The sequence below is a fragment of the Pseudomonas lalkuanensis genome (assembly GCF_008807375.1).
Taxonomy (GTDB): domain Bacteria; phylum Pseudomonadota; class Gammaproteobacteria; order Pseudomonadales; family Pseudomonadaceae; genus Metapseudomonas; species Metapseudomonas lalkuanensis.
Genome location: NZ_CP043311.1, coordinates 711,740 through 733,114 on the forward strand (window position 1 = coordinate 711,740; position 21,375 = coordinate 733,114).

The following is a 21,375-nucleotide window of genomic DNA, read 5'->3' on the forward strand; positions in this document are numbered from 1 at the left end:
CGGCCTGAAAGCCGATCAAAAGTCAATCGGCCATGTGGCAGGGGGGGGTCGATTGGCGATTTGCTCAAAGCGGCCCGAGGCAATTGAGCAAATGGTGAAGGGCCACCGTCCGGACGGGTCTGCTCAGCTTGCGCCTTCCGCGTATTGGGTTTCATGAAAGGCAAATAAAAACAACAGGTTGCGATGTTTGTTGGCGGGCTTTCAAGGCTCTGGCACAGCCGTTGCTCTGACCCAGGCAACCCGCCCATGGAGTTGCCTTGCATGAGCCAGCCAGTGACCCGCTTCGACCAACTGCCGCGCTACGTCCGGGTGCGCAGCGAGCCCGACGCCACCTTCGTCGAGTTCGACTTCGCCATCGGCTATCCGGACCTCTTCGTCGAACTCGTCCTGCCGCGGGCGGCCTTCGCCAGCTTCTGCGAACAGAACCGGGTTCAACACATGGACGCGCAGATGGCCAACGCCATCGACGCCGACATGGAGAAGTGGCGCTACGGCGAGAGCCGTGGCCAGGCCGACTGACCGCCCCGCAACGACGCGTCGGTTCCTCACAACAACAAGTACAGGACGCCCTGCATGAGTATCGAGATCAAGACGGCGACGGCCGAGCCGATCCGCCAGACCTTCAGCCACATCCGCCGGCGTTTCGGCGACAAGCCTGCCAGCCGCTACCAGGAAGCCAGCTTCGACATCGAGGCCGCCACCAACTTCCACTACCGTCCGCTGTGGCAGCCCGACAAGCTGCTCAACGACGCCTCCCGCACCGCCGTGCGCATGGCCGACTGGTACGCCGTCAGCGACCCGCGCCAGTTCTACTACGGCGCCTATGTGCAGACCCGCGCCAGGATGCAGGAGAACGCCGAGCACGATTACGCCTTCTGCGAGAAGCGCAACCTGCTGGCCGGCCTCGATGCCACCAGCCGCGAGCAGATCGCCCGTCTGCTACTGCCCCTGCGCCATGCGGAGCTCGGCGCCAACATGAACAACAGCGGCATCGCCGCCGACGGCTTCGGCACCAGCCTGACCCAGCTGCACATGTTCCAGGCGATGGACCGACTCGGCATCGCCCAGTACCTGTCGCGCATCGGCCTGATGCTCGACGACGGCGGCACCGACCTGCTCGCCGAAGCCAAGCGCCAGTGGCTGGACGACCCGGCCTGGCAAGGCCTGCGTCGCTACGTGGAAGACACGCTGGTGGTGCGTGACTGGTTCGAGCTGACCCTGGCGCAGAACCTGGTCAGCGACGGGCTGCTCTATCCGCTGGTGTTCCACAAGTTCGATGAGCAGCTGTGTGACCAGGGGGCCGGCCAGGTGGGGATGCTCACCGAATTCATGCGCCTCTGGTTCGCCGAGACCCAACGCTGGGTGGATGCCCTGGTGAAGACCGTGGTGGCCGAAAGCTTTGATAACCGCGCGCTGGTGGAGGGCTGGGTCGGCCACTGGCAGGCCCGCGCCCTGGAAGCCCTGGCCCCCCTTGCCGCCATCGGCCCGGGTGCCGCTGCTCTCGACACCGTGGCCGGCGAGTTCGCCGCCCGCCTGAAGAAACTCGGCCTTGCAGGAGCCGCGCAATGACTTCCCTCGTCTACATCGCCTTCCAGGACAACGACAACGCCCGCTACATCGTCGACGCCATCGTCCAGGACAACCCCCACGCCGAGATCCAGCACCAGCCGGCCATGATCCGCGTCCAGGCCGAAGGCCGCCTGGAGATCAACCGCACCACGGTGGAGGAAAAGCTCGGCCGCGAATGGGATGTGCAGGAAATGCTCATCGACGTCATCACCCTCGGCGGCAACGTCGAGGAGGACGAAGACCGCTTCGCCCTGCACTGGAACTGAACCCGCGCATAACGACAAGAATCGGGAGAGCCACCATGGCCGCCAAACGCCTGAACCAGAAAGACAAGTACCGCTGCCTGACCCGCGACCTGGCCTGGGAGCCGAGCTACCAGAGCAAGGACGACATCTACCCCTACGAGCGCTTCGAGGGCATCAAGATCACCGACTGGGACAAGTGGGAGGACCCCTTCCGCCTGACCATGGACGCCTACTGGAAATACCAGGCCGAGAAGGAGAAGAAGCTCTACGCCATCTTCGACGCCTTCGCCCAGAACAACGGCCATACCAACCTCTCCGACGCGCGCTACGTCAACGCGCTGAAGCTGTTCCTCTGCGGCGTGACCCCGCTGGAGTACCAGGCTTACCAGGGCTTCGCCCGTGTCGGCCGGCACTTCGGCGGCGCCGGTGCGCGGGTCGCCTGCCAGATGCAGGCAATCGACGAGCTGCGCCACGTGCAGACCCAGATCCACGCCATGAGCCACTACAACAAGCACTTCAACGGCCTGCATGACTTCGCCCACATGCACGACCGGGTGTGGTTCCTCTCGGTGCCCAAGTCCTTCTTCGAAGACGCGCGCACCGCCGGCCCGTTCGAGTTCCTCACGGCCATCTCGTTCTCGTTCGAGTACGTGCTGACCAACCTGCTGTTCGTGCCCTTCATGTCCGGCGCCGCCTACAACGGCGACATGGCCACCGTCACCTTCGGCTTCTCGGCGCAGTCCGACGAGGCCCGGCACATGACCCTGGGGCTGGAGGTGATCAAGTTCCTGCTGGAGCAGCACGAAGACAACGTGCCGATCATCCAGCGCTGGATCGACAAGTGGTTCTGGCGCGGTTACCGCCTGCTGACGCTGGTGGGGATGATGATGGACTACATGCTGCCGAACAAAGTCATGTCCTGGGCCGAGGCCTGGGAGGTGTACTACGAGCAGGCCGGCGGTGCGCTGTTCAAGGACCTGGAGCGCTATGGCATCCGTCCGCCGAAGTACGTCGAGCAGACCACCATCGGCAAGGAACACATCAGCCATCAGGCCTGGTCGATCTTCTACCAGTACAGCCAGGCCACCAACTTCCACACCTGGATGCCCACCGACGAAGAACTGGACTGGCTCTCGGCCAAGTACCCGGACACCTTCGACCGCATCTACCGCCCGCGCTACGAGCACTGGCGCGAGATGCAGGCCCGCGGCGAGCGCTTCTACAACAACGCGCTGCCGATGCTCTGCCAGATCTGCCAGATCCCGTTGTCCTTCACCGAGCCGGACGCGGATACGACCTTGAGCCACCGCAGCGTGATGCATGGCGGCGAGCGCTTCCATTTCTGCTCCGACGGCTGCTGCGACATCTTCCAGCACGAACCGGAAAAGTACGTCCAGGCCTGGCTGCCGGTGCACCAGATTCTCCAGGGCAACTGCGGCGGTGGCGACGTCGAGACGGTGGTGCGCGAGTACTACAACATCGCCTTCGGCCAGGACAATTTCGACTACCAGGACTCGCCCGAGCACCAGCGCTGGCGCGAGTGGCAGGGCGACAAGCCCGCCGACCTCGCCAAGGCCGGCTGAGTCCACGGCGGGCACCGCGTGCCCGCCTTCCACCCCATTACAAGAAGGACAGCGTCATGCCCGTGACTGCCATCGGCGCCTATGCGGCGCAATCCCTGGACCGCCAGGAAAACTTCAACGGCCTGCAACTGGTGTACCTCTGCTGGGAACGCCACCTGATGTTCTGCGCCCCCTTCACCCTGCCGCTGCCGCCGGACATGCCTTTCGGCGACTTCATCGAGAACGTGGTCAAGCCCTCCATCGCCCCGCATCCGGACGCGGCGAAGGTGGATTTCGCCAAGGTGCTCTGGCGCCTCGATGACACCGATTTCCAGCCCGACCTGAAAGCCGGACTGGCCGCCAACGGCGTCGGCCACAAGAGCCTCCTGCACCTTTCCACTCCCGGCCTGGACGGCCTCAACGGCAGCTTCAACTGAGGAGGTCGCCATGAGTTACCAGGTCACCATCGAACCCACTGGCGAACAGATCGACGTCGAAGAGGGCCAGACCATTCTCCAGGCCGCGCTGCGCCAGGGCGTCTGGCTGCCCTTCGCCTGCGGCCACGGCACCTGCGCCACCTGCAAGCTGCAGGTGCTGGAAGGGGAAGTGGACGTCGGTGCCGCCTCGCCCTTCGCCCTGATGGACATGGAACGCGACGAGGGCAAGGTGCTGGCCTGCTGCGCCATCCCGCAGAGCGACCTGGTGATCGAGGCCGACATCGACGTCGACCCCGACTTCGCCGGCCACGCGGTGCAGGACTTCCAGGCAACGGTGGTCGCATTGGACGACCTCTCGCCCACCATCAAGGGCGTGCGCCTGAAACTGGACCGCACCATGGACTTCCAGGCCGGGCAGTACATCAACCTGCAGATTCCCGGCATCGAGGGCACCCGCGCCTTCTCCCTGGCCAACCCGCCGAGCCGTGCCGACGAGGTGGAGCTGCATGTGCGCCTGGTCGAAGGCGGGCAGGCCACCGGGTTCATCCACAACGAGCTGAAGGTGGGCGATGCGCTGGAACTCTCCGGCCCCTACGGTCAGTTCTTCGTGCGTGGGTCCCAGGCTGGCGACCTGATCTTCATCGCCGGCGGCTCGGGCCTCTCCAGCCCGCAGTCGATGATCCTCGACCTGCTGGAGCAGGGCGATACGCGGCGCATGGTGCTGTTCCACGGCGCGCGTACCCGTGCCGAGTTGTACAACCGCGAACTCTTCGAGCGCCTGGCCGAGCAGCACGAGAACTTCACCTACGTGCCGTCCCTCAGCCAGGCTGCCGACGACACCGAGTGGACCGGCTTCCGGGGTTACGTGCACGACGCCGCGAAGAAGCACTTCGACGGTCGCTTCTCCGGCAACAAGGCCTACCTCTGCGGCCCGCCGCCGATGATCGACGCCGCCATCACCGCGCTGATGCAGGGGCGGTTGTTCGAGCGCGACATCTTCATGGAGCGCTTCCTCACCGCTGCCGACGGCGCCGGCGAGAGCACCCGCTCAGCGCTATTCAAACGAATCTGAGCTCAAACGCATCTGACCCCGCTTCATCCGCCGCTCCGCGCCACGCGTGCGGGCGGCGGCTCACGCCCATAAAAACAAGAAGGTATTGCTGATGAGTGCCAAACTGCGTGTTCTTTCCTGCTGCATCATCGCCGTCCTGGGCCAGGTGGCTCACGCCACCGAAGGCGGCGGTTCCACCTACCCGCTGGGCGCCGAGAACTACATGTCCGGCGCCATGCCGCCACCCGGTTTCTACGGCCAGGTGTTCTCCACTCACTACGAGGCCGACACCCTGCGCGGCAACGACGGCGACAGCCTGCCGGTGGACTTCCGCGTGCGCGCCAACGTCATCGCGCCACGCCTCATCTGGGTGAGCGAGCAGCAACTGTTCGGTGGCAACCTGGCCTTCGCGGCGCTGTTTCCCTTCGTCGACCTGAGGGTGGAAGTGAACGGCCAGTCCCAGAGCAAGAAAGGCCTGGGCGACATCATCTTCGGCCCGGCCCTGGGCTTTCATCACAGCGACAAGCTGCACAGCATCTTCGCCCTGGACTTCATCGCCCCCTCGGGCGAGTACGACCGCGGCGACCTGGCCAACATCGGGCGCAACTACTGGACCGTCGAGCCGGTGTGGGCGATCTCCTACGTCGACCCCGCCGGGCTCAACGCCAGCGTGAAGCTGATGTACGACTTCAACCAGGAAAACCCCGCCACCGACTACCGCTCCGGCCAGGAATTCCACTTCGACTATGCCGTCGGCTGGGGGCTCGGAAATGGCTGGGTGCTGGGCGTGGGCGGCTACTACTACCGCCAGACCACCGACGACCGCCAGGACGGCGAGACCATCGACGACAACAAGGGCCGCGCCCTCTCCATCGGCCCGTCGATCATGTACAGCAACCAGGAGGGCTGGTTCCTCACCGCCAAATGGGAACAGGAGACCCAGGTGCGCAACCGCGCGGAAGGGGATGCCTATTGGTTGAAGCTGACCGTGCCTTTCTAGGGCTTTTCCTCCCCTCTCCCTCTGGGAGAGGGGCCGGGGGTGAGGTAAATGGAACCCCGCTCGGACTCCCGGCAACTACCCCCGCCGAAACACCAACGCCTTCAACCCCGCATCCTCATCGATATCCGCAAACTCCGGCGGATTCTCCAACCGCTCCACGAACCGCAGTTCCGGAGCCTCCACCGCCATCCCCTGAACGAGGAAGTCCGGCCCGATGGCAGGGTCATTCACACAGGCCAGCACCACCCCGTCCTCGGTCAGCAACTCCGGCAGGCGACGCAGGATCTTCTGGTAATCGCGGGTCAACGCGAAGCTGCCCTTCTGGAACGACGGCGGGTCGATGATCACCAGATCGTAAGGGCCGGTCTTCTTCACCTTGCCCCAGGACTTGAACAGCTCATGGCCAAGGAAACTCACCCGGCCGAGATCATGGCCATTGAGCCGGTGATTCTCCCGCCCCCGGCTGAGCGCCGAACTGGCCATGTCCAGGTTCACCACATGCTCCGCACCGCCCTGGATGGCCGCTACCGAGAAGCCGCAGGTGTAAGCGAACAGATTGAGCACGCGTTTGCCCTGCGCATTGGCCCGAACCCAGTCGCGGCCATAGCGCATATCGAGGAACAGGCCGTTGTTCTGCTTCTTGCCCAGGTCCAGCTTGAAGCGCAGCCCGCCCTCGCTGACCACGCACTCATCCACCGCCTCGCCCCAGAGCAGCTCGACCGTGCTCTCCAGCAGATAGCGATGCTGCAACAACAGGCTCCGCGCGCCGCTGCGCTGCCAGACCGGCGATTCGGTAAGGCGCAGCAACATGGCCCGCAGCGCAGCGAGCTCGTCTTCCGCGACTTCGCGGAACAACGACACCAGCACCACGCCCTGCAACCAGTCGACCGTGACCTGCTCCAGCCCTGGCCAACGCCGACCTCGGCCGTGGAAGATGCGGCGGACTTCGTCCGGCAAATGCTCAAGGGCGGAAGTCAGTTGCTGTTCCAGGGTGGTAATGGCGTCGGGATTCATGGCGGGCGGTTCGAGGGGAAACGAGGGTCGGCATTCTAACCCGAGCATTCCACCGGCGCCGTGGCACGGTGCGCGGCCATTGGCGGGTATTCGGCGCGTGCAAGGACGCGATAATGCGATGGAAACGCCAGAAAGGCGCCAGCGCCCGACCAGACCACGCATGAATGGGTTGTGGCTGCTGTTTACCCTGACGGTCAAGCGTCTGGTGCGAGCCTTTGCAACTCACCCGGATGCTCGGCCTCAAAGACCCTGCATCGCTTGCATCCACCGCTGGTGCGAAGCTTCGTAGAGTACTCGGGCGTCATCCAGCAGTACGCTGATGGCAGCAGACAGCCTCGCGGCTTGGTGTTGGGTGAAGTCCAGGTTGTCGCTGAATTCCAAGAGGCGCAGGAGATTGAGTGCAGCGTCCATACGAAGGTCTGCTGTATCGAAGAGATCGCCCGCTGGCGCGGATGCGTTGAAGAAGAGTACGTCCTTGCAGGGCTGAGGCATTGGCCTGAAATCAGACATCGCGTTTGCTTCCTGAATCGCTGTGAATGCCAAAAACTAAGCATATCTTAGTATTTTTTCGAGCCTGATCTAAGAATCTCTTAGCCTTTTGAGGGCTAGGAAATGTCCGTATTCGCTAGGAGGCTGAAAGAAGCGCGGAAGGCCGCAGGCTTGTCCCAAGAACGCTTGGGCATTTTGGCGGAGATTGATCCCATGTCCGCCAGTGCGCGGATGAATCAGTACGAGAAGGGCAAGCACGAGCCCAACATCGTCGTCGTGCGCCAGATCGCTGCAGCCCTCGATTTGCCGGACGCGTACTTCTACGCCGCTGATGACGAGGTGGCGTTGCTCCTGCAGCTATTCCACAGGCTATCTCGGGAGCAGCGCGGGGAGCTCCTCGAGTTGGCGATGAGACTTTCTTCCGGGCAATAAAAAAGCCGGCTTGTGGCCGGCTTTTCATGAGAGGTCGGGGCTTACTTTTGGTAGGCCGCAACCGCTTTAGTAATTTCAGCGCGGGCTTCGTCAGCGTTGCCCCAGCCTTCAACTTTCACCCACTTGCCTTTTTCGAGGTCCTTGTAGTTCTCGAAGAAGTGCTTGATCTGCTCCAGGAGCAGGGCCGGCAGGTCGGTGTATTCCTTCACGTCCTTGTAGAGGACGCTCAGTTTGTCGTGGGGCACGGCCAGCAGTTTGGCGTCGCCACCGGCTTCGTCGGTCATGTGCAGGACGCCGACCGGACGGGCGCGGATTACGGCACCCGGAGCGACCGGGTAGGGGGTGACGACCAGTACGTCCAGGGGATCGCCGTCGTCAGCCAGGGTGTTCGGGATGTAGCCGTAGTTGGCCGGGTAGAACATCGGGGTGGCCATGAAACGGTCGACGAACAGGCAGTCGCTGTCCTTGTCGATTTCGTATTTGATCGGCGCGTGGTTGGCCGGGATTTCGATGGCGACGTAGATGTCGTTCGGCAGGTCTTTGCCAGCCGGGATCTTGCTGTAGCTCATGGTCAACTCCCAGGGGGTGGGCCAAAAAAGTGGGCGCGATTATAGGCACATTCCGAGGCCGATGCCACGCCGTTGTGCTCATCCATTGGTCGCGTCGCGATAGTCGGGATGGGTGTCCTGCAAGTGTTTCAGGCGGTCCAGTGGATCCTGGCGGTAGAAGGCCTGGAGCTGGCGGTAGACGGCGGGAAAGGCCTGTTCCAGCAGGTCCGGTGCGGTGAAGAAGTACTCGCTGGCGACGGCGAAGAATTCCGCCGGATCTTCAGCCGCGTAGGGGTCGATCGGCGTTTCGGCGTCCGGATCCTGGTCGAGCTGGGCGTTCAGTGAATCAAAGGCGGTCTTCATGGCGAGTGCCCAGTCGGACTGGCGCATGTCGCGGTGCAGCGGCGGCAGGCCATTGGGCGAGCCATTGAGCATGTCGAGCTTGTGTGCCAGCTCGTGGATCACCAGGTTGTAGCCATCCCAGCCACCGCTGGCCTTCACGCCGGGCCAGGCGAGGATCACCGGGCCGTACTGCCAGGATTCGCCGCTGCGCTCGTCGTCGTATTCGTGCTCCACGCCCGCCGCATCGCGGTGGCGCTGGGGGCTGACGAAGTCATCGGGGTAGAGCACCAGTTCGTGGAAGCCCTGGTACCAGTTGAGGTCCGGGAGGTGTAGCAGAGGCAGCTGGGCCAGCGCGGCGAGGGTCAGGCGGTCTTCGCGGGTGAGCTCGACGCCGGGCAGGGCGGTGATGCGCTTCTCATGCAGGAAAAGCACGCTGCGCTCGCGCAGGCGCTGGTTTTCCGCTTCGTCCAGGCCGTCGAGGATCGGCAGGCGTTGCTGCACCGCCGCCCACTGCTGGGCGGTGAACGGGTTGCGGGCGAGGATGCGCCGGCGGCGCCAGCTGCGATAGGACCACATGGGACGCGGGTCAGCTCGAGTGCTCGGCGCCTTTGCCGGAGGGGCGAAAGTGGCTCCGGGCGAAGCCGATCGCCATCGGCAGCAGGGACACGCCGATGATCGCGATCACCATCAGCGAAAGGTTCTGCTTGATGAAGGGCACGTTGCCGAAGAAGTAGCCCAGGGTCACCAGGCCGCCCACCCAGAGGAGGGTGCCGAGCACGCTGAAGGCCAGGAAGCGGGCGTAGGGCATGCGGCCCACGCCGGCGACGAAGGGGGCGAAGGTCCGCACGATGGGCAGGAAGCGCGCCATGGTCACGGTCTTGCCGCCGTGGCGGTCGTAGAACTCGTGGGTGCGCTGCAGGTAGTCGCGGCGGAAGATTTTCGAGTCCGGATTGCTGAACAGGCGCTCGCCTGCAGTGCGTCCGATCAGGTAGTTGGTGCTGTCGCCGCTGATGGCGGCGAGCATCAGCAGGCCGCCGAGCAGCCAGGGGTCCATGCCGCCGGTGGCGCAGACGGCGCCGGCGATGAAGAGCAGGGAGTCGCCGGGCAGGAAGGGCGTTACCACCAGGCCCGTCTCGCAGAAGATGACCAGGAATAGGATGGCGTAGATCCAGGTTCCGTAGTTGGTGACCAGCAGGTTGAGGTATTGGTCCAGGTGCAGGATGAGGTCGATCGGGTTGAAATCCATGAGACGCCTTGTGGGTGACTGCGGCGGGTGAGGGCGCTTGTCGACGCATTATAGGGGGAAGTTTCCCTGCGACGGTGAGCGGTTGTCCGAACCGCGGACGACATAAAGGTTACGACTGTTTCGGGTGATTTCCCTTGCAAGGATGCGTATCCACGCACTTGTAATCGCAGGAAAGGACATCTGTCGACTTGCGCGGCGCAGCAGGCGGCCTTCGCGGTCGCGCCATGGCTGGTGCAGGGGGGAGGCAGGGGCCCGGCTCGCTGGCCGGGCCCTGGGAGCGGGGTCAGTCGCTGCTGATCGGCAGGATGTAGTTCTTGAACTCGGTGTCTTCGTGGAAACCGATGGATTCGTACACCTTGTGCGCCACTTCGTTGCTCACGCTGGACGACACGCGCATGCGCACGGCGTTGGTTTCCCGCGCCATTTTCTTCGCGGTCTGCAGCAGGCGGTCGGCCACCAGCTGGCGGCGGGCGTCCTCGGCGACGTAGATGTCGTTGAGAATCCATACGCGCTTCAGGGCCAGCGAGGAGAAGCTCGGATAGAGCTGGCAGAAACCCAGCAGGCGGCTGTCGTCGTCATCGGCGAGGGCCAGGTAGATCACCGACTCCTTGCGGCTCAGGCGCTTTTCCAGAAACTTCTTCGAGGACTCCGGGAACGGCAGTTCACCATAGAACTCACGGTACTTCACGAACAGCGGCGTAAGCAGGTCCAGGTGCTCCAGGGTGGCTTGGACGATGCGCATGATGGGCCTCGGTATCTGTGGATTGACGTGATTGGCGATGCAGGGGCTGTGCCAGCCAACGCACTCGATGCTGCACCAGAAAATGTGGAAAGCGCAATCCAAGCAAGCGTTTGAACGGTTGGGTCGTCTCGTGACTACTCGTTACTGCCACGAGACGGGTACGTGTCAGAGGATGTTCAGCGGGTACTCGATGAAGGCGCGCACCTCGTTGAGGTCCGGCCCCACCTGGTTGTCGGCGCGGTAGATGGAGTTGCGCAGCTTGAAGGACAGGTCCTTGGCCGCGCCGTCCTGCACCACGTACTTGAACTGGTTGAACAGCTCCCGCTCGGTGCCATCGTTCTCGCCGCCGGCGACGATGTCCGTGCCGCGCACGTAGGCGACCTTGTAGGTCAGGCCCGGCACGCCGTAGGCGCCGAAGTCCAGCTCGTAACTGGCCTGCCAGGACTGCTCGTCTTCCAGGTTGAAGTCGGAGTAGTAGGAGTTGGCCACGTAGATGGTGCTGCCGCCGTCACCGAAGTCGTAGGCGTAGCCGGCGTCGCCGGTGTTGCGCTGGTGGGCGACGATGAAGGCGTGGGCGCCGATGCTGTACTTGGCCGCCAGGCTCCACAGGGTGTTCCGGTCGTCCTGGCCATCGCCACCGAAGGCCAGGGCGGCCACGGAGCCGTCGTCGTATCTGGTGCGGTAGATGTTGAAGTCGAAGTTCAGCGCCTGCAGTTCATTGAACGGGATGTTGTAGTTCAGGTTGGCGTAGTACTTCCGGAACATGTCCTCCACGTCGGAGTGGTAGAGCGTCACGCTGAAATCGTCGGTGACGGCGTAGCTGCCGCCGACCACGTCGATGCTCTTCAGGTGGTTGGGGTCGCGCGCCGGGTCGCCCATGGGGCTGTCGCCGGTGAAGCGGCCGACGTTAAGTTCCAGCCCCTCGATTTCCTTGCTGGTGAGCAGGGTGCCGGTGAAGGCCTGGGGCAGCAGGCGGCTGTCGTCATGGGCCAGCACGGGCAGGCTGGGGAACTGGTTGCCGTATTTCAGCACGGTGTTGGAAGCGCGCAACTTGACCACGCCACCGGCTTCGGAGAGGTCATCCACCGGGTGGCCGTTGCTGTCGGTGTCGAAGAAGGCGCTGTAGTTGCGGCCGCGACCGCTGTCCAGTTTCACGCCGAGCAAACCGTAGGCGTCGACGCCGAACCCAATGGTGCCCTGGGTGAAGCCGGACTCGAAGGTGCCGATGAAGCCCTGGCCCCAGGTCTTGGCGTCGGCGGCGCCGTCCTTGAAATCACGGTTGAAGTAGGCGTTGCGCAGCAGCAGGGTAGCGCTGGCATCTTCGACGAAACCCTTGGATTCGGACTGCTCGCTGGCGAGGGCGGGCAGGCTGATGGCGGCGCAAACCGCCAGCGCCAGGGCGCTCAGTTGGGTCGCTTGCATCGCGGTGCTCCTGATGGTGTTCGAGGCTGCCGACTTCTGGGACGGCTTGATTTGTGTCTAGCCGACGATCTGGCGCCGCGCGCTTCGCGGCGACCAGCGGTTCAGAGCGGTTGCAAGGACGTCCGGGTGCGGTCAACGACCATCGGGGCTGCCGGTGAATGCAGCGAGCACTGGAGCAGGAGCGAGAAGATCACGGCGGCGCATCTGCGCCGCGGGTTCAGTGGTGGTCGGTGGCCAACAGGAAATTACCGGCCAGGGCGCGGTCCGGTTCGCCGGAAAGGCTCGGTACTTCGGCCTCGTCCTTCAGGTTCACCCCGGACAGCTGGCGACGGCAGGCCTCGCGCATCAGGTAGAGCAGGCGATGGGCGGCCATGCCGTAGCTGAGGCCTTCCAGACGCACGTTGGAAATGCAGTTGCGATAGGCATCGGTGAGGCCCACTTTCGGCGCCCAGGTGAAGTACAGGCCGAGGCTGTCCGGCGAGCTGAGGCCGGGGCGTTCGCCGATCAGGATCACCACCATCTTCGCGCCCAGCAGTTCGCCGATTTCGTCAGCCACCGCCACGCGCCCCTGTTGCACCAGTACCACCGGCGAGAGCGACCAGCCTTCGGTCGTGGCCTGTTCTTCCATGCGTTCCAGGAAGGGCAGGCTGTGGCGCTGCACGGCCAGGGCGGACAGGCCGTCGGCCACCACCACCGCGAGGTCATAGCCGCCGGGATGGGCGCGGGCGTGCTCCTGCAGTTTTTCCCGCGAGGCCGCATCCAGGCGCCGGCCGAGGTCCGGGCGTTGCAGGTAGGTGTCGCGGTCGGTCGCGGCGCTGTGCAGCAGCAGGGTGTCGCGGCCGCGTTCGGCCAGCGCGGCACCGAGGCCCGCGTGGTCGAACGGCAGGTGTACCGCGTCCCGCGCCTGGGCGTGGGCGTACTGGAAGTTCAATTGCGCGTGGGTGGGCAGGCTGATGCCGGCGCGCCCCAGGGCAATGCGCGCGGGGGTCAGGCGGCGTAGCTCCTCCCAGGGGTTGGCGGTGTGGCCGGAGATGGGGCGTGGAGTTTTCATACATCTCTCCTCGGGGTCAGGCCAGTCGCGCGATGGCCTGGCGGAAGGCGGGCGGCAGCTGGTCGCCGAGCATGACCCGGCCATCGCTCTGCACCAGGATGCCCATGCGTTCCAGCCAGGCCTCGAATTCCGGTGCCGGCTTCAGGCCGAGGCTTTGCCGGGCGTAGAGGGCGTCATGGAAGGAGGTGGTCTGGTAGTTGAGCATCACGTCGTCGGAGCCAGGAATGCCCATGATGAAGTTGATCCCGGCGACACCCAGCAGGGTCAGCAGGGTGTCCATGTCGTCCTGGTCGGCTTCGGCGTGGTTGGTGTAGCAGATGTCGCAGCCCATGGGCACGCCCAGCAGCTTGGCGCAGAAGTGATCTTCCAGGCCGGCGCGGATGATCTGCTTGCCGTTGTAGAGGTATTCCGGGCCGATGAAGCCCACCACCGTGTTCACCAGGAACGGGTTGAAGTGCCGGGCAACCGCGTAGGCGCGGGTCTCGCAGGTCTGCTGGTCGACACCGTGGTGGGCGTTGGCTGAAAGCGCGCTGCCCTGGCCGGTCTCGAAGTACATCAGGTTGTTGCCGAGGGTGCCGCGCTTTTGCGACAGGCCGGCTTCGTAGCCTTCCTGGAGAATCTTCAGGCTGATGCCGAAGCTGGCGTTGGCCGCCTCGGTGCCGGCGATGGACTGGAACACCAGGTCCAGCGGTACGCCGCGCTCGATGGCGGCGATGGAGGTGGTGACGTGGGTAAGCACGCAGGCCTGGGTGGGAATCTCGTAGCGCTGGATGATCGCGTCGAGCATTTCCAGCATCGCGCAGATGGAGGAAATGCTGTCGGTGGCCGGATTGATGCCGAGCATGGCATCGCCGTTGCCATAGAGCAGGCCGTCGAGAATGCTCGCGGCGATGCCGGCAGGTTCGTCGGTCGGGTGGTTGGGTTGCAGGCGGGTCGAGAGTCGGCCGCGCAGGCCCATGGTGTTGCGGAAGCGGGTGATGACGCGGATTTTCTGCGCCACCAGTACCAGGTCCTGCACGCGCATGATCTTCGACACGGCAGCGGCCATCTCTGGCGTCAGGCCCTTGGCCAGGGCGCGCAGGCTGGCTTCGTCGGCATGCTCGCTGAGCAGCCAGTCGCGGAAGCCGCCGACGGTGAGGTGGCTGACCGGATCGAAGGCGGCGCGGTCGTGGCTGTCGATGATCAGCCGCGTGACTTCGTCTTCCTCGTAGGGAATCAGCGCCTCGTCGAGGAAGTGCTTCAGGGGAATGTCGGCCAGGGCCATCTGCGCGGCGACTCGCTCGCCGTCGCTGGCGGCGGCGACACCGGCCAGGTAGTCACCGGAGCGCGCCGGGCTGGCCTTGGCCATGACTTCCTTGAGGCTGTCGAAGCGCCAGGTTTCACCGCCGACGCTATGGGAAAAACTGCTCACTCGAAGCTCTCCTTGGTGAGGCGCCCCAGCCTTCCTGCACTGGGGCGCGGGAGGGTCAGGCGCGGTTCAGCAGGGCATCCGCCGGAGCATCGGCGCGATGGTGGGCGGTGAACTGGAAGTAGATATACCCCGCCGCCATGAAGCCAAGGAAGATGAATCCGATCAAGGTGTTGAACCAGGCCATCGCCAGCAGGCAGACCACGGCCAGCACCAGGGCGATGGCGGGAACCACCGGATAGCCCGGCGCGCGGAAGGTGCGTTCCAGGTTCGGTTCGCTGGCGCGCAGCTTGAACAGGCTGAGCATGCTGATGATGTACATCACGATGGCGCCGAACACGCTCATGGTGATCATCGCGGCGGTCAGGGTCATGCCCTGCAGGTTCACCAGGCCGTCGCTGTAGATGGCGGCGATACCCACCACGCCGCCGGCGATGATGGCGCGATGCGGGGTCTGGAAGCGCGACAGCTTGGCCAGGCCACGGGGCAGGTAGCCGGCGCGGGCCAGGGCGAAGAACTGGCGCGAGTAGCCGAGGATGATGCCGTGGAAGCTGGCCACCAGGCCGAACAGGCCGATCCACACCAGCATGTGCATCCAGGTGGAGTCATTGCCGACCACGGCTTTCATCGCTTGCGGCAGCGGGTCGTTGATGTTCGAAAGCGCGCGCCAGTCGCCGACGCCGCCGGCCATGATCATCACGCCGATGGCCAGGAACACCAGGGTCAGGATGCCGGCGATGTAGGCACGCGGGATGGTGCGTTTCGGGTCCTTGGCTTCTTCGGCCGCCATGGCCGCGCCCTCGATGGCGAGGAAGAACCAGATGGCGAAGGGGATGGCGGCGAAGATGCCGGAGATGGCCGCGCCGCTGAATTCATTGGAGCCGGCCCAGCCGTTGAGGACGAAGTTGGAGAAGCTGAAGCCCGGCGCTACCACGCCCATGAACACCAGCAGCTCGGCCACGGCCAGCACGGTGACCACCAGCTCGAAGGTGGCGGCGATGCTGACGCCGAGGATGTTCAGGGTCATGAACACGATATAGGCGCCTACCGCTGCGTGCTTCGGGTCCAGCTCCGGGTACTGCACGTTGAGGTAGGCGCCGATGGCCATGGCGATGGCCGGTGGGGCGAAGACGAACTCGATCAGGGTGGCGATGCCGGCGATCAGCCCGCCCTTCTCGCCGAAGGCGCGGCGGCTGTAGGCGAAGGGGCCGCCCGCGTGGGGAATGGCGGTGGTCAGTTCGGTGAAGCTGAAGATGAAACAGGTATACATGGTGGCGACCAGCAGGGCGGTAACCAGGAAGCCGAGGGTGCCGGCCGTGCCCCAGCCGTAGCTCCAGCCGAAGTATTCACCGGAGATCACCAGGCCGACTGCGATGCCCCAGAGGTGCAGGGTGCCGAGCGTTGGTTTTAGTTGTGTTGTGCTCATCGGGACTCCTCGCCCCAGAGGGCGTCGTTGGTGGATGACCAGGCTCGATCTTATCCAGCGACCCTCCGCAGGACTTGACCGTGGAACGCCATGTGCGGCCTGTGCGGTCAAGTTGTGTCGCTTTGTTACCCATCGCCCCACGAGCCCTGCTCCGGCGTGGGGCAGAGGCCGGAGAAATGCACGGATTTGGCCCGTAAATGGCCCTCGCGCGCGGGCTGCGGCCAATGCCTGGAAGGCGCGGCGTGAGGGCATGGGTTTTGCTTGGACGTGTGATCAAAAAAAGACTTGGTAGTCCGTGATGAGCCAGCCCCTGTTTTCCAGTGCCAGCCTGCAGGCGAACATGGCCAGCAACGTCGGTGTGCTGTCGGCTGCCGCCAGCGGTCTCGACCGTTTCATCACGGATCAGGGCGGCGACCTTGACCGCATCTTCGGCCGCGCCGGCATCGACCCGGAGCAGCTGCTGCACCCGACCCTGAGCCTGGCATTGCCCAACTATTGCCAGGTGCTGGAAGAGGCCGCGCGGCAGTCGGGCTGCGACAACTTCGGCTTGCGCTATGGCCAGCAGTTCCAGCCCCGCGCGCTGGGGCTGCTGGGCTATGTCGGGCTCAGCTCGGCGACCCTGGAGGAGGCGCTGAAGAACTTCGCCGCGGCCTTTCCCTATCACCAGCACAGCACCCTGATCCGCCTGGTGGATTGCGGCGAGTGCTTCCGCTTCGACTACCAGGTTCGTCACGGCGCGATCCTCGATCGCCGCCAGGACGCCGAGCTCACCATGGGCATGGCGCTCAACCTGATCCGCCATGTGCTGGGCCGCGACTGGTCCCCGCGCGCGGTGGCCTTCGAGCATGACCGCCCGGAGGGCTGGCAGGAGCACAGCCAGGTCTTCGGTGCGCCGGTGCAGTTCGGCCGGCCGTGCAATTTCCTGCTGGTGCCCAAGGGCGATGTGCAGGGCAAGCCGATGCCCGAGGCCGATCCCAATCTGCTGTTCCTGTTCCAGGACGTGATCCGTCGCCTGGGCGAGCAGGGCTGCGGGCCGAGCCTGCTGGAAGAGGCGGGCACGCAGATTCGTCTGGCCCTGAGCCTCGGCGAACCCAGCCTGGAACAGATCGCCGAGCGCCTGGAGATGACCCCGGCGGGCCTGCAGCGCCGCCTGCGCGAAGAGAACCTCAGCTTCAGCCAGCTGGTGGAGCAGACCCGTCGCGACTTGGCGCTGCACTACCTGCGCCAACGGCAGCGGCCCATCTCCGAACTGGCGCCCTTGCTCGGCTACTCCGAAACCAGCGCGTTCTCCCGCGCCTTCCGCCGCTGGTTCGGCGTGAGCCCGAGGCAGTGGCGGGGGGATGAGCGCTGAGGTCGAGTCACGCCAGATAGGTGTTTATTCGTGGGGGCGAATTTATTCGCGATGGGATGCGCAGCATCTCCCCGCAACCCCTATGGCCGAACCTGCGGTCCGGTTAGCGATTGAAATCGCCCCCACAGGAAGAGCCGAATCGTAGGTTGGGCTTCGCTGCGCTCTGCCACAACCTACGGGAAGAATTGGGTGCTACAGGAATAAGAAAACGCGGCCGAGGCCGCGTTTTTTTATTCAGGTGCCGGGGATCAGAAGAAGCCCAGCGGGTTGATGTCGTAGCTCACCAGCAGGTTCTTGGTCTGCTGGTAGTGGTCGAGCATCATCTTGTGGGTTTCGCGGCCGACGCCGGACTTCTTGTAGCCACCGAAGGCGGCGTGCGCCGGGTACAGGTGGTAGCAGTTGGTCCACACGCGGCCGGCCTTGATGCCGCGGCCCATGCGGTAGGCGCGGTTGATGTCGCGGGTCCACAGGCCGGCGCCGAGGCCGAACTCGGTGTCGTTGGCAATCGCCAGGGCTTCGGCTTCGTCCTTGAAGGTGGTGACGCCCACCACCGGGCCGAAGATTTCTTCCTGGAACACACGCATCTTGTTGTGCCCCTTCAGCAGGGTCGGCTGGATGTAGTAGCCGGTGGACAGGCTGCCTTCCAGTTTCTCCACAGCGCCGCCGGTAAGCACTTCCGCGCCTTCCTGCTGGGCGATGTCGAGGTAGGAGAGGATCTTCTCGAACTGCTGTTGCGAGGCCTGGGCGCCGACCATGGTGTCGGTGTCCAGCGGGTCGCCGCGCTTGATGGCTTTGACCTTCTTCATCACCTCGGCGATGAACGCCGGGTAGATGGATTCCTGCACCAGGGCGCGGGATGGGCAGGTGCAGACTTCACCCTGGTTGAAGAAGGCCAGCACCAGGCCTTCGGCGGCCTTTTCGATGAAGGCCGGCTCGGCCTGCATGATGTCTTCGAAGTAGATGTTCGGGCTCTTGCCGCCCAGCTCCACGGTGGAGGGAATGATGTTCTCGGCGGCGCACTTGAGGATGTGCGAACCCACCGGGGTGGAGCCGGTGAAGGCGATCTTGGCGATGCGCTTGCTGGTGGCCAGGGCTTCGCCCGCTTCCTTGCCGAAGCCTTGCACCACGTTGAGTACGCCAGCCGGCAGCAGGTCGCCGATCAGCTCCATCAGCACGGCGATGCCCAGCGGGGTCTGCTCGGCGGGTTTCAGCACGATGCAGTTGCCGGCGGCCAGGGCCGGGGCCAGCTTCCACGCGGCCATCAGCAGCGGGAAGTTCCACGGGATGATCTGGCCGACCACGCCCAGCGGTTCGTGGATGTGATAGGCGACGGTGTTTTCGTTGATCTCGGCGGCGCCGCCTTCCTGGGCGCGGATGCAGCCGGCGAAGTAGCGGAAGTGGTCGGCGGCCAGCGGGATGTCGGCGTTCAGGGTTTCGCGAACCGGCTTGCCGTTGTCCCAGGTTTCGGTGACGGCCAGGACTTCGAGGTTCTGCTCGATGCGGTCGGCGATCTTCAGCAGGATGTTCGAACGGTCCTGTACGGAGGTGCGGCCCCAGGCATCGGCGGCGGCGTGGGCGGCATCCAGGGCTTTCTCGATGTCTTCGGCAGTGGAGCGGGGGAATTCGGCGATCGGCTGGCCATTCACCGGCGAGGTATTGGTGAAGTACTGGCCTTTGACCGGGGCGACGAATTCGCCGCCGATGTAGTTGCCGTAGCGGGACTTGAAGGAAACGACAGCGCCGGGGGTACCGGGTTGGGCGTAACGCATGGTGTTTCTCCTGTCTCTTGTTGTAGTTGCAAAGACGCGGTTGGCGTTTGTTCCTACTGGAGCAAGGGCTGGGCCAGAGTGCCGGAAGTGCCGTTCCAGAGCGGTTTTGTGGCTGGCATGTACCTGTGCTTGGGAGTGGATGTGGCAGGCCCGGTACAACTGAGGGTGACACTTTGTCACGCATCTGGCACAGCGGGTGACCAGTGGGTCAGGCAACCATTGCAAAGGCATCAGCGCTGGAGGATGCTGCGTCGATGCGGGTGCCGTTCCACGGCCAGGGCTGCCTCCCGGGAAGCCCGCACTGGAGAAGAACAACAATGCAGAATCCTCTCAGTCGTCACGCCCAACAGGTGATGACCCTGGCACAGGGAAAGGCGCAGGCCAGCGGGCCCGCCGCCGACCCGTCCATCGCCCGCTCCTGGCTGCGTTGCCTGGAGGACTACCACCTGGATCCGGCCCAGGCTGTGGCGCCCACGGTGCTGGAGCACGGGCGCATGCTCGAATGCCGTGAGCGCATGCAGCAGGTGCTGGAAGTGGCCAATGGCGAGATGAACAACCTCTATCGCCAGCTCTCCGGAGCCGGCCACGCCGTGCTGCTGACCGACTCCCGCGGGGTGATCCTCAACTGCGTGACCGCCCACGCCGAGCGCCCCACCTTCGAACGCGCCGGGCTCTGGCTCGGCGCCGACTGGAGCGAGTCCAGCGAGGGCACCAACGGTATCGGCACCTGCGTGGTGGAGCGCCAGGCGCTGACCATTCACCAGGACGAGCATTTCCGCAGCCGCCACACCGGCCTCACCTGCTCCGCCAGCCCGGTCTTCGACCCGCAGGGCGACCTGATGGCGGTGCTCGATGTGTCATCCGCGCGGCACGACGTCTCGCGCCAGAGCCAGTTCCACACCATGGCACTGGTCAATCTCTCGGCCAAGATGATCGAGAGTTGCTACTTCCTGCGCCGATTCGAAGGCGAATGGCTGCTGCGCTTCCATCTCCAGGCCGAGTACATCGGGCTGTTCAGCGAGGGCCTGTTGGCGTTCGACGGGGAAGGGCGGATCAGTGCCGTGAACCAGAGTGCGATCAACCTGCTGGGCCTGCCACGCGAGCGCCTGATCGGCCAGCCGGTGGAAGCCTTCTTCGATTGCCGTCTGGACGATCTGCTGGGCCGCGCCACGCCGCAACCGGTGACCAGCTGGCCGCTGCGCACGCGTAATGGCCGCTCCCTGTTCGCCGCCTTGCGCGGCCAGGCTCGCAGCGTTCCTCAACCGATTCCGCTGGAGTTGCCGAAGGCAGCACGCCCCGGAATCTGCCTGGGCGATGCTGCGCTGCAGAATGACTTTCGCCGCGCCCTGCGCGTGTACGAACGGGACGTGCCACTGCTGATCAACGGCGAAACCGGTTCCGGCAAGGAGGCCTTCGCCCGCGCTCTGCACCAGGCCAGCTCCCGCAGCGAGCGGCCCTTCGTGGCGTTGAACTGCGCGGCCATTCCGGAAACCCTGATCGAGAGCGAACTGTTCGGCTATCGCGGCGGCAGCTTCACCGGTGCGCGCAAGGAAGGCATGCGCGGCAAGCTGCAGCAGGCCGACGGCGGCACCCTGTTCCTCGACGAGATCGGCGACATGCCGCTGGCGCTGCAGACCCGCCTCTTGCGGGTGCTGGAAGAGCGCCAGGTGGTGCCCATTGGCGGCGAGCCGCTGCCGGTGGATGTGCGCATCATCAGTGCCACCCACCGCGCCCTGGAGGAGCGGGTTCAGAGCGGCGGTTTCCGCGAGGACCTGTTCTATCGCCTCAACGGCCTGATCCTCGACCTGCCGCCCCTGCGCGAGCGCAGCGACAAGCCGGAGCTGCTGCACTACCTGCTGGCGGAAGAGGCGCGGGGTGTGCGCGTCGTGCTCACCGAAGAGGCGCGCCAGGTGCTGCTGGATTACCACTGGCCGGGCAACGTGCGGCAGATGCGCAACGTGCTGCGTACCCTGGCGGCGTTGTGCGAGGACGGCATCATTCGCCTGTCCGACCTGCCCCGTGAAGTGCTGCGCGCGGCGCCCACACCTGCAACGTCCGAACCCGTGGCCAGCCCGCTGGACGACGCCGAGCGCACGGCATTGCTGAATGCCCTGGAGAGCCAGCGCTGGCACATGACCCGCACCGCCGAACAGCTCGGCATCAGCCGCAATACCCTGTACCGGAAGCTGCGCAAGCACGCCATCGCGACTCGGGGCTAGGACATCGCGAAACCGTTGTAAGGGCGAATTCATTCGCCCACCGGACCGCAGG

At 64.8% G+C, this 21,375-nt stretch carries 21 protein-coding genes; 10 read left to right on the top strand and 11 right to left on the bottom strand.

What is annotated here, in order from left to right; genetic code table 11:
* Positions 1–261: 261 nt before the first annotated feature.
* The 7 genes from FXN65_RS03410 (at position 262) to FXN65_RS03440 (ending at position 5,864) form a co-directional block, all read left to right on the top strand.
* Positions 262–519, top strand: a complete 258-nt coding sequence (locus tag FXN65_RS03410) for a phenol hydroxylase subunit (RefSeq protein ID WP_151131649.1) — start codon at positions 262–264, stop codon at positions 517–519.
* 54 nt (positions 520–573) lie between these two features.
* A complete protein-coding gene (locus FXN65_RS03415; protein ID WP_151131650.1) occupies positions 574–1,569 on the top strand; it encodes an aromatic/alkene monooxygenase hydroxylase subunit beta in 996 nt (331 codons plus the stop codon).
* A complete protein-coding gene (locus FXN65_RS03420) occupies positions 1,566–1,835 on the top strand; it encodes an MmoB/DmpM family protein (protein ID WP_151131651.1) in 270 nt (89 codons plus the stop codon). Before FXN65_RS03415 ends, FXN65_RS03420 begins: the two co-directional genes overlap by 4 nt.
* A gap of 35 nt (positions 1,836–1,870) precedes the next feature.
* Positions 1,871–3,397: an aromatic/alkene/methane monooxygenase hydroxylase/oxygenase subunit alpha gene (locus FXN65_RS03425; protein ID WP_151131652.1), complete on the top strand. Its 1,527-nt coding sequence runs from the start codon at positions 1,871–1,873 to the stop codon at positions 3,395–3,397.
* 56 nt (positions 3,398–3,453) lie between these two features.
* On the top strand, positions 3,454–3,813 hold the full coding sequence (locus FXN65_RS03430; protein WP_151131653.1) for a phenol hydroxylase subunit P4: 360 nt from the start codon (positions 3,454–3,456) through the stop codon (positions 3,811–3,813).
* 10 nt (positions 3,814–3,823) lie between these two features.
* Positions 3,824–4,885 (top strand): NADH:ubiquinone reductase (Na(+)-transporting) subunit F, encoded by a 1,062-nt coding sequence (locus FXN65_RS03435; protein WP_151131654.1) that lies wholly within the window; start codon positions 3,824–3,826, stop codon positions 4,883–4,885.
* A 91-nt stretch (positions 4,886–4,976) separates the two neighbouring features.
* Complete coding sequence (locus FXN65_RS03440; RefSeq protein ID WP_151131655.1) at positions 4,977–5,864, top strand: SphA family protein; 888 nt, start codon at positions 4,977–4,979, stop codon at positions 5,862–5,864.
* Between the two features lie 75 nt (positions 5,865–5,939).
* On the opposite strand, the gene FXN65_RS03445 is transcribed toward FXN65_RS03440, so the two are convergent.
* Complete coding sequence (locus tag FXN65_RS03445) at positions 5,940–6,878, bottom strand: class I SAM-dependent methyltransferase (protein ID WP_151131656.1); 939 nt, start codon at positions 6,876–6,878, stop codon at positions 5,940–5,942.
* A 240-nt stretch (positions 6,879–7,118) separates the two neighbouring features.
* Complete coding sequence (locus FXN65_RS03450) at positions 7,119–7,388, bottom strand: hypothetical protein (RefSeq protein WP_151131657.1); 270 nt, start codon at positions 7,386–7,388, stop codon at positions 7,119–7,121.
* A gap of 150 nt (positions 7,389–7,538) precedes the next feature.
* On the opposite strand from FXN65_RS03450, the gene FXN65_RS03455 reads away from it, so the two are divergent.
* On the top strand, positions 7,539–7,799 hold the full coding sequence (locus FXN65_RS03455; protein WP_244620706.1) for a helix-turn-helix domain-containing protein: 261 nt from the start codon (positions 7,539–7,541) through the stop codon (positions 7,797–7,799).
* Positions 7,800–7,840: 41 nt separating this feature from the next.
* Here FXN65_RS03455 and ppa read toward each other — a convergent pair whose 3' ends face one another.
* The 8 genes from ppa to eat all read right to left on the bottom strand — a co-directional run bounded on the left by ppa (position 7,841) and on the right by eat (position 15,984).
* Entirely contained in the window at positions 7,841–8,368 is a 528-nt protein-coding gene (ppa, locus tag FXN65_RS03460) for an inorganic diphosphatase (RefSeq protein WP_004420411.1), read from the bottom strand.
* Positions 8,369–8,446: 78 nt separating this feature from the next.
* Positions 8,447–9,265, bottom strand: a complete 819-nt coding sequence (locus FXN65_RS03465) for a M90 family metallopeptidase (RefSeq protein ID WP_151131659.1) — start codon at positions 9,263–9,265, stop codon at positions 8,447–8,449.
* 10 nt (positions 9,266–9,275) lie between these two features.
* The gene (locus tag FXN65_RS03470; RefSeq protein ID WP_151131660.1) at positions 9,276–9,935 is read right to left on the bottom strand and encodes a DedA family protein; all 660 of its coding nucleotides are present in this window, start codon (positions 9,933–9,935) and stop codon (positions 9,276–9,278) included.
* A gap of 283 nt (positions 9,936–10,218) precedes the next feature.
* The gene (locus tag FXN65_RS03475; protein WP_151131661.1) at positions 10,219–10,677 is read right to left on the bottom strand and encodes a GNAT family N-acetyltransferase; all 459 of its coding nucleotides are present in this window, start codon (positions 10,675–10,677) and stop codon (positions 10,219–10,221) included.
* A 165-nt stretch (positions 10,678–10,842) separates the two neighbouring features.
* Positions 10,843–12,099, bottom strand: coding sequence for an OprD family porin (locus tag FXN65_RS03480; RefSeq protein ID WP_151131662.1), 1,257 nt, complete (start codon positions 12,097–12,099; stop codon positions 10,843–10,845).
* Positions 12,100–12,316: 217 nt separating this feature from the next.
* Positions 12,317–13,150: an ethanolamine ammonia-lyase subunit EutC gene (gene eutC, locus FXN65_RS03485; RefSeq protein ID WP_151131663.1), complete on the bottom strand. Its 834-nt coding sequence runs from the start codon at positions 13,148–13,150 to the stop codon at positions 12,317–12,319.
* Between the two features lie 16 nt (positions 13,151–13,166).
* Positions 13,167–14,561, bottom strand: a complete 1,395-nt coding sequence (locus FXN65_RS03490) for an ethanolamine ammonia-lyase subunit EutB (RefSeq protein ID WP_151131664.1) — start codon at positions 14,559–14,561, stop codon at positions 13,167–13,169.
* 55 nt (positions 14,562–14,616) lie between these two features.
* Positions 14,617–15,984, bottom strand: a complete 1,368-nt coding sequence (gene eat, locus FXN65_RS03495) for an ethanolamine permease (protein ID WP_151131665.1) — start codon at positions 15,982–15,984, stop codon at positions 14,617–14,619.
* Positions 15,985–16,282: 298 nt separating this feature from the next.
* On the opposite strand from eat, the gene qhpR reads away from it, so the two are divergent.
* Positions 16,283–17,335, top strand: coding sequence for an AraC-like transcriptional regulator QhpR (gene qhpR, locus FXN65_RS03500; RefSeq protein ID WP_151131666.1), 1,053 nt, complete (start codon positions 16,283–16,285; stop codon positions 17,333–17,335).
* 248 nt (positions 17,336–17,583) lie between these two features.
* Here qhpR and exaC read toward each other — a convergent pair whose 3' ends face one another.
* A complete protein-coding gene (gene exaC, locus FXN65_RS03505) occupies positions 17,584–19,104 on the bottom strand; it encodes an acetaldehyde dehydrogenase ExaC (protein ID WP_151131667.1) in 1,521 nt (506 codons plus the stop codon).
* A 317-nt stretch (positions 19,105–19,421) separates the two neighbouring features.
* Here exaC and FXN65_RS03510 point away from each other — a divergent pair, with 317 nt between their 5' ends.
* The gene (locus FXN65_RS03510; protein ID WP_151131668.1) at positions 19,422–21,323 is read left to right on the top strand and encodes a sigma-54-dependent Fis family transcriptional regulator; all 1,902 of its coding nucleotides are present in this window, start codon (positions 19,422–19,424) and stop codon (positions 21,321–21,323) included.
* The last annotated feature ends 52 nt before the right edge of the window (positions 21,324–21,375 follow it).

What these genes read in the sequence shown, in the direction of transcription:
- FXN65_RS03435 (WP_151131654.1), top strand. Translation starts at nt 3,824, where the DNA reads ATGAGTTACCAGGTCACCATCGAACCCACTGGCGAACAGATCGACGTC.
- exaC (WP_151131667.1), bottom strand. Translation starts at nt 19,104, where the DNA reads ATGCGTTACGCCCAACCCGGTACCCCCGGCGCTGTCGTTTCCTTCAAG.
- FXN65_RS03465 (WP_151131659.1), bottom strand. Translation starts at nt 9,265, where the DNA reads ATGTGGTCCTATCGCAGCTGGCGCCGCCGGCGCATCCTCGCCCGCAAC.
- FXN65_RS03425 (WP_151131652.1), top strand. Translation starts at nt 1,871, where the DNA reads ATGGCCGCCAAACGCCTGAACCAGAAAGACAAGTACCGCTGCCTGACC.
- FXN65_RS03480 (WP_151131662.1), bottom strand. Translation starts at nt 12,099, where the DNA reads ATGCAAGCGACCCAACTGAGCGCCCTGGCGCTGGCGGTTTGCGCCGCC.
- FXN65_RS03430 (WP_151131653.1), top strand. Translation starts at nt 3,454, where the DNA reads ATGCCCGTGACTGCCATCGGCGCCTATGCGGCGCAATCCCTGGACCGC.
- FXN65_RS03445 (WP_151131656.1), bottom strand. Translation starts at nt 6,878, where the DNA reads ATGAATCCCGACGCCATTACCACCCTGGAACAGCAACTGACTTCCGCC.
- FXN65_RS03420 (WP_151131651.1), top strand. Translation starts at nt 1,566, where the DNA reads ATGACTTCCCTCGTCTACATCGCCTTCCAGGACAACGACAACGCCCGC.
- FXN65_RS03450 (WP_151131657.1), bottom strand. Translation starts at nt 7,388, where the DNA reads ATGTCTGATTTCAGGCCAATGCCTCAGCCCTGCAAGGACGTACTCTTC.
- FXN65_RS03440 (WP_151131655.1), top strand. Translation starts at nt 4,977, where the DNA reads ATGAGTGCCAAACTGCGTGTTCTTTCCTGCTGCATCATCGCCGTCCTG.
- FXN65_RS03510 (WP_151131668.1), top strand. Translation starts at nt 19,422, where the DNA reads ATGCAGAATCCTCTCAGTCGTCACGCCCAACAGGTGATGACCCTGGCA.
- FXN65_RS03470 (WP_151131660.1), bottom strand. Translation starts at nt 9,935, where the DNA reads ATGGATTTCAACCCGATCGACCTCATCCTGCACCTGGACCAATACCTC.
- FXN65_RS03415 (WP_151131650.1), top strand. Translation starts at nt 574, where the DNA reads ATGAGTATCGAGATCAAGACGGCGACGGCCGAGCCGATCCGCCAGACC.
- ppa (WP_004420411.1), bottom strand. Translation starts at nt 8,368, where the DNA reads ATGAGCTACAGCAAGATCCCGGCTGGCAAAGACCTGCCGAACGACATC.
- eutC (WP_151131663.1), bottom strand. Translation starts at nt 13,150, where the DNA reads ATGAAAACTCCACGCCCCATCTCCGGCCACACCGCCAACCCCTGGGAG.
- FXN65_RS03410 (WP_151131649.1), top strand. Translation starts at nt 262, where the DNA reads ATGAGCCAGCCAGTGACCCGCTTCGACCAACTGCCGCGCTACGTCCGG.
- eat (WP_151131665.1), bottom strand. Translation starts at nt 15,984, where the DNA reads ATGAGCACAACACAACTAAAACCAACGCTCGGCACCCTGCACCTCTGG.
- FXN65_RS03475 (WP_151131661.1), bottom strand. Translation starts at nt 10,677, where the DNA reads ATGCGCATCGTCCAAGCCACCCTGGAGCACCTGGACCTGCTTACGCCG.
- qhpR (WP_151131666.1), top strand. Translation starts at nt 16,283, where the DNA reads ATGAGCCAGCCCCTGTTTTCCAGTGCCAGCCTGCAGGCGAACATGGCC.